The organism is Faecalibacterium sp. I3-3-89 (assembly GCF_023347275.1).
Lineage (GTDB): Bacteria > Bacillota > Clostridia > Oscillospirales > Ruminococcaceae > Faecalibacterium > Faecalibacterium butyricigenerans.
On record NZ_CP094468.1, the window covers coordinates 2773030 to 2791391 of the forward strand.

Consider the following 18362-nt stretch of genomic DNA (forward strand, 5'->3'; position numbering starts at 1 on the left):
CTTGTGTTACAATGAAAGCTGCCAGAGTGCCGCCCTTTTCTGCGCCGTGCAGGGGCGCAGAAAAATCGGGCCGACGCTCCGGCATGACGGATAAGAAGGACAAGACCCATAAAGGGGGAAGGAATCCATGCCAAAGACAGCCCATAAGGTCGTGGTCATCGGGCATCGCAACCCGGACACCGACTCCATCTGCTCTGCCATCGCTTACGCAGAGCTGAAAAATAAGACAAGCTCCCTCGTCTGCGAGGCCCGCCGGGCCGGACGGATGAATCAGGAGACTGAATTTGTGCTCAGGCGGTTCGGCGTCCAGCCGCCCCGGATGTGCACCGACGTCAACCCCAAGATCCGTGACGTAGACTACCGCGAGATGCCCGGCATCCCCGGCTCCACCAGCCTGCGCAAGGCGTGGCAGATCATGCGCGACCAGCAGATCGACACCCTGCCCATCACCAGCGCCGACAACGAGCTGGAGGGCGTCATCACCGTGAAAGACATCGCCACGGCCAACATGGACATCTTCGATACCGGTGTCCTCGCCAAGAGCAAGACCACCTATAAGAATATCCTCGACACCCTTGGCGGAACCATGGTGGTGGGCGACGAGAGCGCCGTCTGCACCACTGGACACATCAAGATCGGCACCGCCACCCCCGAGATGCTGGAAAGCAACGTCGAAAAGGGCGACATCGTCATCCTGACCAACCGCTACGAGAGCCAGCTCTGCGCCATCGAGAAGGAGGCCTCCCTTCTCATCATCTGCAACGGGGCCAAGGTGGGCCGCACCATCCAGCGCATCGCCGAGGAGACGGGCGTGGCCATCATGACCGCCCCCTGCGACACCTACGCCGCCGGCAAGCTCGTGAGCCAGTGCGCCCCCATCTCCTACTATATGACCCGCGACGATATCATGAAGTTCACCCTCGTCACTCCGGTGGCCGATGTCACCCGCGTGATGGCCAAGGTGCGCCACCGCTACTTCCCCATCCTCGACGAGGAAGGCAAGTACTGCGGCATGGTCAGCCGCCGCAACATCATCGCGCTGCGCAAGCGCCGCATTATCCTCGTGGACCACAACGAGGCCACGCAGGCCGTCGAGGGCTTCGATCAGGCCGAGATCCTCGAAATCATCGACCATCACCGCATCGGCAGCCTCGAGACCAGCGGCCCGGTCTACTTCCGCAATCAGCCTGTGGGCTGCACCGCCACCATCATCACCCAGATGTACGACGAGAACGGCGTCGAGATCCGGCCCCAGATCGCCGGTCTGCTGCTGGCGGCCATCCTCTCCGATACACTGGTCTTCCGCAGCCCCACCTGCACTCCCGTCGATGTCTCCACCGCCAACCGCCTCGCCAAGATCGCAGGTGTCGAGATCGATGCCTTTGCCTCTGAGATGTTCGAGGCCGGCGAGAAGCTGGACGGCAAGACCGCCGAGGAGGTCTTCCTGCAGGACTTCAAGGTGTTCATGTGCGGCGACGTCCGCTTCGGCGTGGCGCAGGGCAGCTATATGACCCGCAAGAACCTCAAAGCCGCCCAGCAGCTGCTCACCCCCTATCTGCCCGAGGCCTGCGGCAAGCAGAACGTGGAAGACCTCTATATGCTGCTGACCGACGTGCCCAAGGAGGAGAGCGTGGTCATCTGCACCGGCCGTCATGCCGACGAGATGCTGCGCAGCGGCTTCGAGAAGGAGCCGGAAGAGGACGGCAGCTGGACGCTGCCCGGCGTCGTCAGCCGCAAAAAGCAGTTCATCCCCGCTCTGATGAGCGCATATCAGGAGCTGTAAGCCGCTTATGTTCGATTTTCTGAATGAAAAGGACCGCCAGCCCCCCACCCTGCCCGAGGGCACCGTCCGACGGCGGTACTCCATCGAAGGGCAGGTGCAGGGCGTGGGCTTCCGCTACCGCGCCCGGTACGCCGCCCAGAGCCTCGGCCTCACCGGCTGGGTGGAGAACGAGGACGATGGCTCGGTCACGCTGGAGGTGCAGGGCGACCCGGCCCTCTTCCTCAAGCTGTTCGCCCTCATCCAGCGCAGCGACTATATCCAGATCACCTCGCTCCGCCAGCGCGACCTCGCCCCCGACCCATGGGAGCGGGATTTCCGGGTGCGCGGCTGCTGGTAAACGCCTCTTATAAACACGAAGCCCCCCGGAGTCCTGCATTCCGGGGGGCTGTTGTGCATCTATCAGGAGTAGTTCCGCCTTGTATTACGAACGAGTACATTGTCGGGGAGTTCTTCTGAAAATAAAGCTATCACAAATTCGTGGAAAATGTGTGTAATTTCAGGAAAAGATTGGAGAAATCCTTCCGCACATCTTACTTTTTTTCACGTTCCGGTTGACAGAGCACCAAGGTTGTGCTATCATCGAGTCAATCATTGTCAAGCCTTTCCGCGGCTCTGCCGCTCGGCTTGGGAATAAGGGAGCGCCGCACGGGCCGGCAAAGGGGTTTTATACCGCTTTGCCGGCCTGTGTTTTTATTTGCCCCACCGGAGGATGGTATACTTTTCCCAAAAAGCGGGAGTGAATTTTGTCATTTTGCTGATTGACAAACTCATACGGGGGGGGGTAAAATTGCATTGTATAGTGTTTCCAGTAAAACAAAGGAGACTTGACGATGAAAAAGTTCAAAAAGCTCACAGCCCTTCTGTTGGCGGGTGCAATGACGATGCTGCTGCTCGCTTCTTGCAACGGCGGCGGTGGCGGCGGCAATCCTGCAAGCTTCGAGCAGCAGGTGGAGGACGCTTTCTTTTCCGTTTATAGCAAAGACGTCGGCATGACGACCAATGACCCTGAAGCCAAGGCTCTGGCCGAAACTTCCTTTGATTGTATCAAACCGGCTGATGGCAATTTCCATCTTAATATGGAAGACGAAAACCACAATGTTCTCACAAACAAGTGGTCAAAGGTCGATAAAGCGCAGGGCATCATGATGTATGCGCTCCCCCTGCCTGAGGACTCCAACGTGGATTTGATGCGTGGCTATCATTACAAGGTGCGGGAAATCACCTCGGAAATGCTGAGAAACATGGACATTTCCTCGGTCACATCCGCATACAAGAGTGCTCTCAAAGGCTTCACGGATAAAGGCGCCGAAGTCACCGCTATCGGCGTCGCGGCAAAGACCATCAACGGAAAGACCTACGTTTCGCTGGGCGTCAAAATGAAAATATCTCTGAGCGATTCCAACTGAATAAAAGCCTGACCAGCCCCGGAAGTGCGGCGTCCCCGCCGCTTCCGGGGCTTTTTGCAGTTTTATGGCAAAAACGCAAACTCTGTGGTACAATAGAAGTCGATATTTACCGATTGAAAGGGGCATACGGATGCAGTTGTTTGAACTGGTCAGCCCGCGGCTGTTCCGCCCGCTGGCGGGGCCGAACCGGGCATTTTATGCGGAGCTGCTGCTCCTGCTGTGGGAGGAGTGCCGCCATACGGCAGATTACAGCATCCTGCGGGCCGAGGCCGTGTCCCGGGCCGAGGACTATTTCGCCGCGCTGGCAAAGCCTCTGGCGCTGGACGCGGACGACGCGGGCGATGAGGCCGAGCAGCCCACCCGCGACCCCCACACGCTGGCGCTGGGCTTTCTGCTCCGGCTGCGGCGCACCGGCTGGCTGACCGAACAGCCCGGCAGCTACGAGGAAGAGCCTGCGCTGGCCTTCGTGCCCGAGGTGACACCCCTTCTCGAGGCGCTGGAAGAGATCCTCAACCCCCGGGTCGTCACCTATACCGGCAAGCTCTACAAGGCGTGGCAGTTGCTGCAGAATGTGGGCGAAGAGAAAAGCCCCTACGAAAACGTGCTGCGGGAGGTGGCAGGCGACCTTGAGGCGCTGAATCGCTCTCTCCGCGCCCTCAACGCCTCCATCGGCCACTACATCGACCGCCTCACCCGCAACCGCACCCCGCAGGAGGTGCTGGAGCTGTTCGACCAGTACGAGGAGAAGGTGGTGGCTGCGGCCTACCACCGCTTCAAGACCAGCGACAACCTCTTCAACTACCGTGCCTTCCTCGAAGAAGGGCTGGACAACTGCGAGGCCAACTACCTGCCCCAGCTGGCTCTGGACTACGCCCGGGTAGAGCGCTGCGCCCCCGGCGAGGCAGCCCCCGCCGTCCGCGCCCTCATCCAGAAACAGCGGGATGCACTGGAAGAGATGAGCACCCTCATCCGGGAGATCGACGCCAGTCATGTCCGCTACCGCAAGCGGGCCGTCCAGCGGGCGCAGTTCCTGCTGTTAAGCGACCGTTCAGCGCAGGGCAGCGTCACCGCCCTGCTGCGTCGGTACGCCGAGGAGATCAAAACGCCGGACCAGCTCTTCGAGCCGGACGACGGCCCGCTGGCCGGGCGGCTCCATCTCTGGCCGGTGCAGGTCTTCGGCGAAAAGCCCCTCTACCCGCCCGCCGCGCCCCGCACCGACACGCCGCTGGCCCCGGTGCAGGCCGGGCAGCTGGACGAAGCGCAGCTGCGCCGGGAGCAGAAGCTTCTTCTCGACTACGCCCGGATGGCCGTCACCGAGGAGAATGTGGACATCCTCGCCCGACAGGCACTGGCCGCGCGGCCCCGGGTCGCAGCCTCCACCCTCGCCGACGAGTACCCCGGCGACTTTGCACGCATCATCGGGCTGCACACCTACTCCCAGTCGCCCCGGCGCTGCTATGACATCCGGCTCACCGGCGAGTGGACCCAGCGGGGCGGCTTCCGGTTCGAAGAATTTATCCTGACACCCCGCAAGGAGGAGGCCGAAGATGACCGAAACGAATAAAATGCTGGAAGAATGCGCAAATTATCTGCTCAACCACTGCTTTGTGCTGGGCGGCGTGGAAGACCAGCGCGCAAAATATCTCTACGTCCAAGACCACCTCAGCGAGGTGCGGGCCGTGTTTGCACCGCTGGGCTATGCCGTGGTGCTCTACCCCGCCCCGCTGCAGGCGGCCGCCCTCGTCAACGAGCACGAGGGCAGTCAGGCCCGGCTCCTGAAATACGAGAGCATCCTGCTGCTGGTGCTGCGCCTGCTCTATCTCCAGAAGCGGGAGAGCCTTTCCGCCAGCGCCGATCAGGTGCTTGTGACCGTCGAGGAGGTGCAGGCCGAGCTTCAGAAGATGAACCTCCCCCGCCGCCTCGACCAGCCCACCCTCGAGCGGCTGCTGCGCACCCTGCGCCGGTACAATCTGGCCCGGCCTGTGGGGCGGCTCTCCGGTCTGGACAGCCGCATCGAAGTATTTCCCACTGTATTGCTTGCTCTGCCGGACGCCGACCTCGCAGACGCTGCCGCTGAGGCAGGCCGCACCCGCAGCGAGCTTTCGCTTTATGAGCGGCCGGAGGACGGCGCAGCTGCCGTGGAGGTGGAAGAATGATCGAATTAAAGCGCCTGAAGCTCATCAACTGGCACAACTTCGAGAACGTGACCTTCGACTGCGCCCGCCTGACCTATATGATCGGCGTCAATGCCGTGGGCAAAACCACCATCCTCGACGCCATCCGCTACTGCCTGACCACCAACCGCAGCTTCAATGCGCTGGGCAATAAAAAGAGCGGACGCACCCTCCAAGGCTCGGTCCACGCCAAACAGCGCGGCGAGAACGCCTACCGCCGCCCGGGCCGCACCGTTGCCTACATCGGCGCGGAGTTCTGGGACAGTGCCAAGCGCACCCCCTTCGTCATCGCCGTCCGGGTGGAGTCGGAAGGCCCCATGCAGGAGCTGCACCCCGGCGATCAGACATGGTATCTCTCTGAGGACGGCTGCACCCTCGAGCAGCTGCCCTTCATCGACCCCCGCACCGGTGCGCCCAGCTCCAAGGAGAACTTCAAGCCTGCCGTAGGGCGGCTCTCCTACACCCGCAGCCCCGGCGAGGCCCGGGACCGCATCTGTCGGGCGCTGGGCATCGGCCGGGCCGCAAGCCCGCTGGGCAAGAAGTTCAACGAAGTGTTCCAGATGGGCACCAGCATGGACGAGATCCCGAATTTCCGGGAATTTCTGTATCAATACATCCTGCCCCAGCCCGAACTGGACCTAGAGGCCCTGCAGGGCGACCGCGTGGAGCTGGAGAACCTCCACGCCGTGCTGGCCGAGGCCCAGACCCGCGCCGCCGCGCTGGAACAGATCGTGGCCTATGGCCGCGAGGCCGCCCAGAAGGAGACGGAGGCCCTCGTCAACCGGGGCACCGCCCTGCTGGCCCGGGCCGAAGAAGCTGCCGCCGGGACGAGCCGCTGGCAGGAGCATCTTGCCGCCGGAAAGCGCCAGCATGAGGAGCTGACGGCCCGCTATGCCGCCGCCAAGGACGCCGAAGCCGAAGCCCGCCGGGCCTATCTCACGGCCCACAGTGCCGCCGCCAGCGGCGAGGGCCGAGCGCTGGACGCCCTGAGCGAAGAGCTTTCCCGCAAGAAGACCGCACTGGACAAGGCCAGCCGCGCCGCCGCCAAGAGCGAAGCCGCCGCCGGAAAGGTGCAGACCCTCTTGCAGAGCCTCCACCGGAGCGGCTTCCCCGTGGAAAAAACGCTCTGGCCCGCCTCCCTGACCGCCGAGACCCTGCCCCAGCTCCAAGCCGCCCTTGCCGGACTGGAAAAGCCGCTGGAAGAGCAGTATTTCGCCGCGCGGCAGACTGCCGACGCCCTCACCGCCGAGGTGCAGGCGAAGCAGGCCGAGCTGGCCTCCGTCTCGGGCGGCCGGTGGGTCTACCCCCACGGCGACGCCGCCACCAAGGTGCGGGACGCCGTGAACGCCGAGCTGCAGAGCCGGGGCATGACGCCGGACGCAAAGATCTTCTGCGAGCTGCTGAGTGTCGAGGACGAGAGCTGGCAGGACTGCGTGGAAGCCTGCCTCGGCGACCGCCGGTTCGACATCCTCGTGCCGCCGGCCCACTATGCCGCCGCCAAGAGCGCCTTCGTGGCCCTGCGGGACAAGGTCGGCCCCATCAGTCTGCTGGACACCCCCAGCATCCGCACCGCCAACCGGAAAGCCGACTCCGCCCCCGCCGACAGCCTCGCCGCGCAGGTCCGGAGCGAAAACCCGCTGGCTGCGCAGTATGCCGACACCATCCTGCGGCGCATCGTCTGCTGCGACACCCCCGACACGCTGGAAAACTATCCCGACAGCGCCACCCGCGACCTGCTGCGCCATCATCCGTTCCGCCTCGAGCGTCTCCGCACGCCCCAGCGGTACATCGGCCTCGACGCACGCCGCGCCCGGGCCGAGGCGCTGGCCGAGGCGCTGGATGCGCTGTCTGCCCGCAGCAAGGAAGCGGCCCAGTCCGCCGCCGCCCTCAAAGCCGCCCGGGACAGCTATCAGGATGTGCTGCACAGCAGCGTCATGGACGAGCTGGCCGGGCTGTGGGACGCCCGTGCCGCGCAGGAAGCGGCCCGGGCCGACTGCGCCGCACAGGAGCAGAAGCTGGCCGAGTGCCGGGAGAACCCGATGCTGCAGCAGCTCTACCGGGAGGACGAGACCCGGGAGGCTGCATGGGACGCCGCCCGCGCCGCCGTGGAGACGGCAGGCGGCGACATCCGGGTCTGCGAAAAGCAGCTGGCCTCCTGCGAGGCCGAACAGGCCAGGGCCGGGGAGACGGCCCGGCTGGCGAAGGAGGCTGCGGACCGGTTCTTCGGCCAGTATCCGCTCCTTGAGCCGCTGGCCCGGGAGCGCTTCGCCGCCCTCAGCAAAGAGAAGGGGGCGCACGCTGCGGCCCAGTCCGCCGAAAAGGCGCAGGCCCGGCTGGACGATGCGCTGGCCGTCTACCTCACCGGCACGCTGGAGCCTGCCCAGAAGGAATACAACGCCCGCTATGTCTGCGACTATCCGCTGGGCCTTGCGGGCATCGAGCAGTACCGCGCCCAGTATGAGAGCCTCGTGCGCATCGACCTTGAGCGGTACGCCGCCCGCCTCGAGCAGGCTCAGCGGGACTGCAAGGACCGCTTCCGCAAGGACATCCTCTTCCGGATGAAGGACGACATCTTCAACGCGCGGCGGCAGTTCCGGGAGCTGAACAAGGTGATGGAACAGCTGACCTACGGCGAAGAGGTCTACCGCTTCGAGCTTGGCCCCAGCCGCGACCCCCAGCTGGCCGCGTTCTATCAGGTCATCGTGGACAAGGGCAACCAGCAGATGACCGACGGCGACTCGCTGGACAACCTCGCCGCCACCGCCGACCCCGTCTATGAGCGTCAGGTGGACGAGCTGATGGAAAAGATCATGGCCGATGTGGACGAGAACACCCGCGCCCGTCAGGAGGGACGCCGCCCCGAGGGCGTGGCCCTCTCCGATTATGTGGACTACCGCACCTATCTCGACTACGACATCAAAGTGACCAACACCGTCTCGGGCCAGCAGGCCTCCCTCTCCCGGGTCAGCCGGGATTCCTCCGGCGGCGAGAATCAGGCCCCCTTCTATGTGGCCATCTGCGCGTCGCTGCTCCAGATCTATCAGAAGAGCGAGAACAGCATCCGTCTGGTGCTGCTGGACGAGGCCTTCAGCAAGATGACCAGCGACCGCATCCGCCCCATGATGGAGCTGTTCCGCCGGATGCAGTTACAAGTCCTGCTCATCTCCACCGTCGAGAAGAGCACCGCCATCCAGCCCTACTGCGACATCACCTATTCCATCGTGCGCCACGGCGATGTGAACGCCATCGCGCCCTTTTACCGTCTGAATCCATCTGACAGCCGACAGGAGGCCGAACCTTGAACGAACATCTTGTAAAATTCTGGCTCTTTGCCACCCACTGGACCGAGCTGGACACCTTTGACAACGAAGAAGAGCTGCGGGACGAGATGGAGCTGCTCCACCGCCAGAACCTGCCCACCAAGGTGCGTCAGCGCACCCGAAAGGACGGCAGCGAGGAGCTTGTGCTCTACGTCAAACAGGCCGACCGGGATTATGCCCGCTACTGCACCGGCTGGCGGCCCGGAATGTAACAAGGAGCACCCATGTCAAAGCAGAAAATACAGTTGTCCGACCATTTCAACTACAGCCGCCTTTTGCGATTCGTGCTGCCCTGCGTCGGCACCATGCTGTTCACCTCCATCTACGGCATCGTGGATGGCCTGTGCGTCTCGAACTTTGTGGGCAAGACGGCTTTTGCCGCCGTCAACCTCATCATGCCCGTGCCGATGCTGGTCGGCTCGGTGGGCTTCATGCTGGGCACCGGCGGCAGCGCCATCGTGGGCATCACGCTGGGCGAGGGCGACCGGGAAAAGGCCGACCGCTATTTCAGCCTCTTCGTCTGGACGGCCCTCCTCGCGGGCATCGTCCTCGCCGCTGTCGGTGTTCTCATCGTCCGCCCGGCGGCGGCGCTGCTGGGCGCAGAGGGCGAGATGCTGGACTACGCCGTCCGGTATGGCCGCCTCCTGATGGCCAGCCTGCCCACCTTTATTTTGCAGAATCTGTTCCAGAGCTTCTTCGTCACCGCCGAAAAGCCCCATCTGGGCTTCGCGTTCACGGTGGCGGCGGGCGGCACCAACATGGTTCTGGATGTCCTGCTGGTGGGTATGCTCCACGGCGGCGTGGAGGGCGCAGCCATCGCCACCTTCATCAGTCAGGCCGTGGGCGGCGTGCTGCCCCTGCTCTACTTCCTCAGCAGGCGCTCCACCTCCTCCATCCATCTGGGCCGCACCCAGTGGAACGGCGGCGTCATCCGCAGCGCCTGCATCAACGGCTCCTCGGAGCTGATGACCAACCTGTCCATGTCTCTGGTCAACATCCTCTACAACTACCAGCTCCTCCGCTTCGCGGGCGAAAACGGTGTGGCGGCCTATGGCGTCATCATGTACGCGGCCTTCCTCTTCGTGGCCGTCTTCGTGGGCTATGCCGTCGGCAGCGCCCCCATCGTCAGCTACCACTACGGCGCACGCAACCATGCCGAGCTGAACAACCTCTACTCCAAGAGCCTTCGCCTCATCGGCGTGGTGGCCGTCCTCATGACGGCCCTCTCCATGGTCCTCATCCCCTATGTGGCCCGCATCTTCGTGGGCTACGACGCCGAGCTGCTGGCGCTGACCAGCCACGCCTTCCGCGTCTACGCCCTGAACTTCTTCCTCATGGGCTTCAACGTCTATGGCTCCTCCTTCTTCACGGCGCTGGGTGACGGCGTGACCAGTGCGCTCATCTCCTTCCTGCGCACCCTGCTGTTCCAGCTGCTGGCCCTCATCCTCCTGCCCCTCGTGCTGGGCATCGAGGGCGTCTGGCTGGCTGTCACGGTGGCCGAGGCCGGTGCGCTCTGCGTCACCGTGCGGATGTTCGTCCGGAAAGACAAAGTTTTCCACTACCGCAAGGCATAATGTTGAAAAGAAAGGCCGCCGGGAAGTCCCCGACGGCCTTTTGCTGTTATTCGAACCGATACTCCACCATCTCGCAGTTTTTGATACCTGCGGCGGCGTAATCCTCGTTGGTCATGTCGTGGAAATAGGATTCCACCACCCGGGCGATGCCGTTATGGGCCACGAGAAGATAGGTCTTGTCCTCGTCCTGCCGCAGCTCGTCCAGCAGGTTATAGATGCGCTGGGCCAGCTGCATCATGCTCTCGCCGTCGCCGTAGCGGTCGGCGAAGTGGGTCTTGGAGATGCGGAACTCCGCGCCGTCCCGGGGCGTGCCCTCGTAGCGGCCGAAGCACTGTTCCCGCAGACGCGGCTCACAGCGGGCGGGCAGGCCGGTGGCCTCGGCCACGGCCTTTGCGGTGTCGGCGGCGCGGCTCAGGGGCGAGTAGAGGATCTCGTCGATACGGACGCCGCTCTCCCGGACCTTCCGGCCCAGCTCCCGGGCCTGCTGACGGCCCTTCTCGGTGAGGGGACTGTCGGTCATGCCGCAGATCTTATTCTCGACGTTCCAGACCGTCTCGCCGTGACGGGCGAAATAAATGTTGTGCATGGCATCTCCTTATTCCTTGTGGTATCCGGCCTCGATCTCCCGGATCTTCTCGTAGAAGAAATCATTGGCCGGGGTGGGCATCCCGTGCTTTTTCGCCAGACGGCGGACGACGCCCGCAAACTCCTCCACCTCGGTGGGACGCTGAGCGAGGACATCCTGCCGCATACTGGGCATCCCGTCGGGCTTGAAGGTGGGGGCCATAGACTCGAGGAAGGCCTTGTGGTTGTCGGCGGGCAGGTTGACTCCCTCCAGCACCGACAGGTCGATGACCTCCTGCATGGCCTCGAGCATCTTGTCGTAGGCCGGGCCGGGCTTGGTCAGGCCGCCGTAGGGCAGGTCGAAGGCTGCGGCGGCCTGATTCAGGCCGTCGTTGACCATCAGCTTGCTCCACTGTTTGAAAAGGATGTCGCTGCACGGCTCGCTGGCGATGCCGCAGGCGGTGAGGTACTCATCCACGGCCCTGACGCGGTCGGTCATCTCGCCGTTCTTCTCGCCGAACTGGATGCGGCCCGGCGCGCCAAAGGTCAGGCTGCGGCCCACACGGGTGGCGTCCATACCGATGGCGACGCTCCACAGACAGTGTCCCGGGTAGACGTCCTCAATGTCCTCTTCGCTGGTGATGCCGTTGAGGACGCTGAGGATGATGGTATCCGGGCCGATGAACTTTTTCATGTCCCGGATGGCCTGTTCCAGCACAGTGGCCTTGACGGCCACCAGAAGGAGGTCCACCGGCTGGCCCTGCTCGGGGGTGACGTAGTCAAAATGGCACTCCTCGCCGTTGCAGACCACCGGCTGGGCCGAGTAGCGGGCGATGCGCCCGGCGTCCGCAATGACCTTCACGCCGGGCATCTTCCGGCCAAAAAGAATGCCCAGTGCACCCAGACCGATGAGGGCCGAAGTCTCGATCTTTTTCATGCTGTTCCTCTCCTTTTTCAGTTCCATGCCGTCCCAGAGCACCCGGTCTCCCTCGCCGATGCCCTGCCGTATCAGCGCGGCGTCGGGGCAGGACAGGGTCTTCCGGGTGCCGTCCGCCGCCTCCACCGTCACATCACAGCAGACCTCGGCCCCTTCGGGCAGCTCTTCGCAGCCATACATCTGTTCTTCGATGCGCAGAACGCGGCAGCGCTCCATCTGCTCCACCTCCTGCCCCGCTCCTGCGCGGGGCGTTTTCCTTTATTATAAGCCGGGCGGTCCGGCCCGTCAACCACAGCTTGACACGTCTGCCGCCGGGCTGATAAAATAGAGGGGAATCTGCGTTGACAGGGGGAGGAAGGGCTTTGAACATCACGGAACTGCGTTATCTCGTTGCGATCAAGAAATGGGGGTCGGTGAGCGCTGCGGCAAAGCAGCTCTACGCCGCCCAGCCCAACGTCAGCAAGGCGCTGAAGAATCTGGAAGAGGAGTACGGCCTGCGCATCTTCGAGCGCTCCTCCACCGGCATGATCCCCACTGAGCAGGGACGTCGGTTCATCGAGCAGGCCGCGCGGGTGCTGGAAGAGGTAGACCGCCTTACCGAGGACGCCCACCACGCCCGGGAGCGCTGCGCCGAGCTGCGGGTGATGATCCCCCACGCCACCTACGCCTCCTATGCGGCGGTGGATTTCCTGAAGGAGGCTGCCGGGGCCGACCAGCTCCGCATCCACATCCGGGAAGGCGGCTCGATGGAGGCGCTGGACTTCGTGCTGCGCCGGGGCTATCATCTGGCGCTGCTGCGGTATGCCGCCGAGGACGACTACCACTACACTCACTACTGTGCCCGCCGAGGCCTCAAGATGGAGCCGGTGATGGAGTTCGAGTACCGCCTGCTCACCAACCGGGACGGCCCGCTGGCCAGACACGAGGTGAAAGACCTCGCCGAGCTGAACCATTATATGGAGATCATGCACGACGACTTCCAGCTGCCCGGCGAGGACGGCGGCGACGGCGTGCGCTGGCACGTCAACGACAGCCGCCGCATCCATGTCTACGAGCGGTGCAGCCAGTTCTCCATCCTGCAGCAGCTGCCCTCGGCCTATATGTGGGCCTCTCCCATGCCCCAGCGGGCGCTGGACCAGTTCCATCTGGTGCTGCGGAAGTGCCCCGCCCAGCGTCAGGTCATGCGGGACGTGCTGGTCTGCCCCGACCACGGCGCACTCCGCCCCGAAGAGCAGACCTTTATCGACCTGCTCCACCGGGAAGCCGCCCTCACGGTAAAATAAGCCCGCCGCTTTCGGCAGAAAAGCCACGAAAAGAGGCAAAAAAGCGGTTTTTCCTGGCACTCTGCACAAAAAAGAGCCGAAATTTTCGGCGATATGTCTCCCTCATCTTCCCGGGAGCGTTTCAAAGGGAAACGCCCTTCATTTTTTCTCTTATCTGCGTTAAAATATGGCATATTGCCTCACAAACAAGGTGATGTGCCATATATTTTTTGATATACAGCCCATACCAGAAGCATATTATCCATTTTATGAAGAATGTGTTAACATAAGGCCAAGGATGATTTTGGCAGCTGGCAGAATGGGGCCAGCTTGCAGAAAATCAAAAAGGAGGTTTCTGGTATGATTAGTTTCTTACTCTGTTTAGCGATCCTGATCGGCGGCTACTTCGTCTACGGCAAGATCGTTGACAACACGTTCGGACCCGATGACCGTGAAACTCCTGCTGTCCGCATCAACGACGGCGTTGACTACGTCGTGATGCCTCAGTGGAAGCTGTTTCTGGTCCAGCTGCTGAACATTGCGGGCCTCGGCCCCATCTTTGGCGCACTGCAGGGTGCTCTGTGGGGCCCTGTGGTGTTCCTGTGGATCACCTTCGGTACCATCTTTGCCGGTGGTGTGCACGACTACTTCTCCGGCATGATGAGCGAGCGTAATGACGGCGGCTCTATCGCAGAGATCACCGGCAAGTACCTCGGCCCTGTGATGCAGAACGTCATGCGTGTGTTCTCCGTCGTGCTGCTGATCATGGTCGGTACCGTGTTCGCAGTCGGCCCTGCCGGCCTGATCGTGACCCTGTGCAAGAACAGTGGTATGTCCGGCGTTCTGACCACCACCCTGTTCTGGCTGATCATCATTCTGGTCTACTACTTCATCGCAACCTTCATCTCCATCGACGCCATCATCGGTAAGATCTACCCCGTCTTCGGCATCTGCCTGATCATCATGGCTGTCGGCGTTATCTTCGGCATCTTCACCAACCCCGCTTACACCATCCCCGAGATCTGGGAGCACTTCGGCAGCATGCATCCCTCCGGAACTCCGATCTGGAGCTTCATGTTCATTACCGTTGCCTGCGGTGCTATCTCCGGTTTCCACTCCACCCAGTCGCCTCTGATGGCTCGCTGCATGAAGAGTGAGAAGCAGGGCCACTTCGTCTTCTACGGCGCAATGGTCTGCGAGGGCATCATCGCTCTGATCTGGGCCGCAGCTGGCTGCTCTCTGTACGAGATCACCGGCGGCCTGAACACCGGTCTGGCAGCTGCTCTGGCTGAGGGCCAGTCCGCCGCCATCTACGACGTCTGCTCCAAGACCATGGGCGGCGTGGGCATCGCGCTGGCTATGATCGGCGTCGTCATCTGCCCCGTCACCTCTGGCGATACTGCATTCCGTTCCGCTCGTCTGACTCTGGCCGACTGGTTCAAGATCGATCAGGACAGCTACGCAAACCGCCTGAAGCTCTGCGTGCCCGTTCTGGGCGTCGGCGCTTTCCTCGGCATCGGCAATGCACTGGGCTTCATCAACTACACCGTTATCTGGCGCTACTTCAGCTGGACCAACCAGACTCTGGCCATGATCGTCCTGTGGGCTGCTTCCATGTACCTCTTCCAGGAGAAGAAGAACTACTGGATCACCGCTGTTCCCGCTACCTTCATGAGCGCAGTCTCCTCTACTTACTTCGTTCTGGCTCCTGAGTGCCTCGGCAGCATCCTCAACAGCAAGACCGCTGAGGGCGCTACCATCTACAACACCGCTGTTGCGTATCCCTTCGGCGTCATCTTCGCCGTCGCAATGCTGGCCATCTTCCTGCACGCGACCAAGAAGAATACCCAGAAGAAGGCTGCATAACAGCCCGGCGTACTCGTCTGAGTTTCGCCGCCGTCTGAGTGTACCCATTCCGGACGGCACTGCTTGAATTTCAAGCGGCAAGCCGCTGCCAGCTGGCAGCGGCTTGTTTTTGTTTGTGGGCCAGAAACAGCCGACCATATGCACAATTTTTCGCGGCGTGTTTTAGTAAGATTGTCAGATTTTTGTCTTGTTTTCTTCCTGCTCAGGGCGTATAATGCTATGCTGCCGGGGTAAGTCCGAAACGTGTGCCCCAAAAAGGAAGTGTTATCGATGCGCAGCTGGTTTGCACGCCATCCTGTCTCTTTCATGGCTCTTTATACGGTATTTTATCTGACCGCATTCCACTGGCTCGAGGTGAACGTCACCGTCCCCGCCATCTGGGTGCACTGTCAGCTGGACGATGTCATCCCCTTCTGCAAATACGCCATCGTCCCTTATTTTGCTTGGTTTGCGTGGATTCCCTTCACCCTGTTCTATCTGCTGCTGCGGGGCGACCGCAGCGACTTCTGGCGGGTCTGCCTGTGCCTGTTCACCGGCATGACCATCGCTCTGAGCTGCTACGTCCTGCTGCCCACGGGGCTTGCCCTGCGGCCCTACCGGGTGTATGGCAGCGACATCTTCGCTCGTCTGGTGCGGATGCTCTACGCCGTTGACAGCTCCAAGAATGTCTGTCCTTCCATCCACGTCTTCAACTCGGTGACTCTGATGATCGGCTACCGCCGCAGCCGCTGCTTCGACGAGCCGCGCCGCCGCTGGATGCGGCCTGCCGCCAATGTGCTGGGCGTCGCCATCATCCTGTCCACCATGCTGCTCAAGCAGCACAGCTGCATCGACGTGGCGCTGGGCGCAGCGCTGGCCTTTGCGCTGGACGCCGCCGCCACGACCCTCGAGCGCTCGGGAGATGTGCGGAGAGTGCCGCAGCGGCTCTGAGCCGTTGTTGACCCTCAGGTTTCTTTGGGAGAGACCTGAGGGTCTTTTTTGTATCCTCAAGTTTTCTGCGCACTTGAAAAGAATTAGCGTATACAAAAATACCCCTGATGCTGGGTGTCCCAGTATCAGGGGTACCTATCAATTATTCAAACAGCCCCTCCGGCAGGCAGATGTCCGCCTTCGGCACTTTCTCCCACGAGAAGTCCTTGATGAGGCTTTCCGGCGTCCGGGGTGCAGGCTCTTCCTGCAAGCCGTAGGCATAGGCCAGACGGCCCACGATGTCCTCGGCTGTATAGCGGGCGCGGAGGTTCTCAAGGCTCTGGTCGCCGTCCCGCTTCGACAGCCGCCGCCCGTCCGAAGCCAACAGCAGCGGACAATGGGCAAAATGCGGCGCAGGCAGGCCCAGCAGCCGGTAAAGATAGAGCTGCCGCGCCGTGGAGGAGAGCAGGTCGGCTCCCCGCACCACCTCGGTGACACCCATCCGGGCGTCGTCCACCACGACGGCCAGCTGGTAAGCAAACACGCCGTCGGCACGGCGGAGGTAGAAGTCGCCGCAGTCGTGCAGGAGATTCTCGGTGTGGACGCCCATACAGCCGTCGGTGAAGGTGACATCCTCGTCCGGAACCATGAGGCGGTAAGCAGGAGCTTTCTTTTTCCGCTTCTCAGCGATCTCCGCCGCCGTCAGACCCCGGCAGGTGCCGGGGTAGATGACATTGCCGTCCGAGGTGTGGGGCGCGCTGGCTGCGTGGAGCTGGCTGCGGGAGCAGAAGCAGGGGTAGACGAGGCCCATGGCCTCGAGCTTCCGGTAGCTCTCGGCGTAGATGCCGCTGCACTCGCTCTGGTAGTAGGGCGGGTGCGGCCCGCCCCGGCTGCCGCCCTCGTCCCAGACAAGGCCCAGCCATGCGAGGTCCTCTTCCAGCTGGTCGGCGTACCTGCGGGGGCAGCGCTCTGCGTCCAAGTCCTCGATGCGGAGGACGATGCGCCCGCCCTGACGCTTCACGCTCAGCCATGCAAGGAGGCTGCACGCCAGATTCCCCAGATGCAGCCGCCCGCTGGGGCTGGGAGCGAACCGCCCTACTGCTGCGCTCACAGGCCCAGCTTCCACTCCCCGTCCTTCGGCTGGAAGATGGGGGTGTTATAATACTCTGCCACGGCCTTTGCCATGTACTCGGCGTCGGCGCAGCTGGCCGTCTCCATGGCGGAGTGCATGGCCAGCTGGCCCAGACCGATGTCCACCATGGGCATCAGGATCTGGTGGCCCAGCAGATTGCCCAGCGTGGAACCGCCCGGCACGTCGGCGCGGTTGGCGAACACCTGCACCGGAACCCCAGCCTTCTTGCAGATGGCCGTGAAGGCTGCACCGGTGAAGCCGCTGGTGGTGTAGGTCTGGCGGGCGTTATACTTCAGCAGGACGCCGCCGCCCATGACGACGGGGTTGGCGGGGTCGCTCTTTTCAGGGTGGTTGGGATGGGTGGCGTGGCCGTTGTCGGCGCTGAGCACCAGAGCGTTGGTGCGGGCACGGATGCTCTGCTCCCGGCTGACGCCCATGCTCTCCTCGATGCGGGCCAGCACATCGGCCATGAGGGTGCCCTGAGCGCCCTGACGGCTGGACGAGCCGACCTCCTCGTTGTCGAACATCACCCAGATGTCGCCGCGGCCCTCTTCCTCGCCCCGGCCCTGCAAAAAGCCCCACAGGGTGGTGTAAGCGCACTCGAGGTCATCGATGCGGCCGGACATGAAATACTCGCCGTCCAGGCCCATGCGGACGGCTTTTTCGCGGGTGGCGAGGACGAGGTCGGCATCGAGGATGTCCTCGGCCTTCACGCCGGCTTCCTCCGCCAGAACGTCCTTCAGGCTGCCGCCCTTGCCGCCGAAGATGGGCTGCAGATCCACCTGCGGGTTGTACTTCATGCCGTTGTTGAGGTCGCGGTTGAAGTGGATGCAGAGGTTGGGGATGCAGGCCAGCGCACGGTCAGGGCAGACCAGACGGCTCTCGATGCCGCTCCCGGTGCGCACCAGCAGGCGGCCCGCCACCGTCAGGGGACGGTCAAACCAGGAAGGCATGATCATGCCGCCGTAGCCCTCGACCTCCGCCTTGGCAAAGACTCCGTCCTCGGTATGGAACTGCTTGATGCGCCAAGTAGGCGAGTCACTGTGGCTGGCAGCGGCGTGCCAGCCGGTCAGCTCCCCCTTCGGCATCCGCCACGCCAGCACGGCAGAGCCGTTGCGGGTGGTGTAATACTTGCCGCCGGGGGCCAGCTCCCATGCGGCGCTCTCAGGGCAGTTCACATAGCCCTCAGCCTCCAGAATGGCCGCAGCGGCCGCCGTGGAGTGGAAGGCGCTGACGCCTGCGTCCAGAAAACGGAAAAGCTCTTCCATCGAAAAAGCTGCATTCTTCATAGTTATTTCTCCTTGATATTTTGACGATTCATGTATCCTTTATTATAGCCCTCCGGGCAGGAAAGGTCAATCCGGCCCCGCCGCGCCGGGGCAATAAATTTGTTCGTCCCAAGGCCGATTGACAACCGCGCGGCAGAACAGTATAC

The 18362-nt window shown here is 62.7% G+C and carries 15 protein-coding genes; 11 read left to right on the plus strand and 4 right to left on the minus strand.

Translation table 11 applies throughout. The features are described 5' to 3' along the window. The first annotated feature begins 127 nt into the window (after positions 1 to 127). The 8 genes from MTP38_RS13425 to MTP38_RS13460 all read left to right on the plus strand — a co-directional run bounded on the left by MTP38_RS13425 (position 128) and on the right by MTP38_RS13460 (position 10257). Positions 128 to 1783 (plus strand): putative manganese-dependent inorganic diphosphatase, encoded by a 1656-nt coding sequence (locus MTP38_RS13425; protein ID WP_249233837.1) that lies wholly within the window; start codon positions 128 to 130, stop codon positions 1781 to 1783. Positions 1784 to 1790: 7 nt separating this feature from the next. Continuing rightward, complete coding sequence (locus tag MTP38_RS13430) at positions 1791 to 2120, plus strand: acylphosphatase (protein WP_249233838.1); 330 nt, start codon at positions 1791 to 1793, stop codon at positions 2118 to 2120. 493 nt (positions 2121 to 2613) lie between these two features. Continuing rightward, positions 2614 to 3189, plus strand: a complete 576-nt coding sequence (locus MTP38_RS13435) for a hypothetical protein (RefSeq protein WP_249233839.1) — start codon at positions 2614 to 2616, stop codon at positions 3187 to 3189. Positions 3190 to 3319: 130 nt separating this feature from the next. After that, complete coding sequence (locus MTP38_RS13440; RefSeq protein ID WP_227621697.1) at positions 3320 to 4753, plus strand: Wadjet anti-phage system protein JetA family protein; 1434 nt, start codon at positions 3320 to 3322, stop codon at positions 4751 to 4753. Continuing rightward, positions 4737 to 5345, plus strand: a complete 609-nt coding sequence (locus tag MTP38_RS13445; protein WP_227621698.1) for a DUF4194 domain-containing protein — start codon at positions 4737 to 4739, stop codon at positions 5343 to 5345. The genes MTP38_RS13440 and MTP38_RS13445 overlap by 17 nt, the downstream gene beginning before the upstream one ends. Beyond that, entirely contained in the window at positions 5342 to 8665 is a 3324-nt protein-coding gene (locus MTP38_RS13450; RefSeq protein WP_249233840.1) for an ATP-binding protein, read from the plus strand. Before MTP38_RS13445 ends, MTP38_RS13450 begins: the two co-directional genes overlap by 4 nt. Next, a complete protein-coding gene (locus MTP38_RS13455) occupies positions 8662 to 8895 on the plus strand; it encodes a hypothetical protein (protein ID WP_249233841.1) in 234 nt (77 codons plus the stop codon). Before MTP38_RS13450 ends, MTP38_RS13455 begins: the two co-directional genes overlap by 4 nt. A gap of 12 nt (positions 8896 to 8907) precedes the next feature. Continuing rightward, a complete protein-coding gene (locus MTP38_RS13460) occupies positions 8908 to 10257 on the plus strand; it encodes an MATE family efflux transporter (RefSeq protein WP_249233842.1) in 1350 nt (449 codons plus the stop codon). 46 nt (positions 10258 to 10303) lie between these two features. Here the strand turns inward: MTP38_RS13460 and MTP38_RS13465 are convergent, their stop codons facing one another. Further along, a complete protein-coding gene (locus MTP38_RS13465; protein ID WP_227621701.1) occupies positions 10304 to 10843 on the minus strand; it encodes a histidine phosphatase family protein in 540 nt (179 codons plus the stop codon). A gap of 9 nt (positions 10844 to 10852) precedes the next feature. Further along, a complete protein-coding gene (locus MTP38_RS13470) occupies positions 10853 to 11974 on the minus strand; it encodes a ketopantoate reductase family protein (RefSeq protein ID WP_249233843.1) in 1122 nt (373 codons plus the stop codon). Positions 11975 to 12120: 146 nt separating this feature from the next. Here MTP38_RS13470 and MTP38_RS13475 point away from each other — a divergent pair, with 146 nt between their 5' ends. From MTP38_RS13475 to MTP38_RS13485, 3 genes are all read left to right on the plus strand, one after another. Continuing rightward, positions 12121 to 13041 (plus strand): LysR family transcriptional regulator, encoded by a 921-nt coding sequence (locus MTP38_RS13475; protein ID WP_249233844.1) that lies wholly within the window; start codon positions 12121 to 12123, stop codon positions 13039 to 13041. A gap of 339 nt (positions 13042 to 13380) precedes the next feature. Beyond that, positions 13381 to 14886 (plus strand): carbon starvation CstA family protein, encoded by a 1506-nt coding sequence (locus tag MTP38_RS13480; RefSeq protein ID WP_249233845.1) that lies wholly within the window; start codon positions 13381 to 13383, stop codon positions 14884 to 14886. Between the two features lie 270 nt (positions 14887 to 15156). After that, positions 15157 to 15816, plus strand: a complete 660-nt coding sequence (locus MTP38_RS13485; protein ID WP_249233846.1) for a phosphatase PAP2 family protein — start codon at positions 15157 to 15159, stop codon at positions 15814 to 15816. Between the two features lie 142 nt (positions 15817 to 15958). Here MTP38_RS13485 and gluQRS read toward each other — a convergent pair whose 3' ends face one another. Together gluQRS and MTP38_RS13495 are read right to left on the minus strand one after the other, a co-directional pair. Beyond that, positions 15959 to 16906, minus strand: coding sequence for a tRNA glutamyl-Q(34) synthetase GluQRS (gene gluQRS / locus MTP38_RS13490; RefSeq protein ID WP_249233847.1), 948 nt, complete (start codon positions 16904 to 16906; stop codon positions 15959 to 15961). Further along, positions 16903 to 18216, minus strand: coding sequence for a M18 family aminopeptidase (locus tag MTP38_RS13495; protein WP_249233848.1), 1314 nt, complete (start codon positions 18214 to 18216; stop codon positions 16903 to 16905). Before MTP38_RS13495 ends, gluQRS begins: the two co-directional genes overlap by 4 nt. Positions 18217 to 18362: the final 146 nt, after the last annotated feature.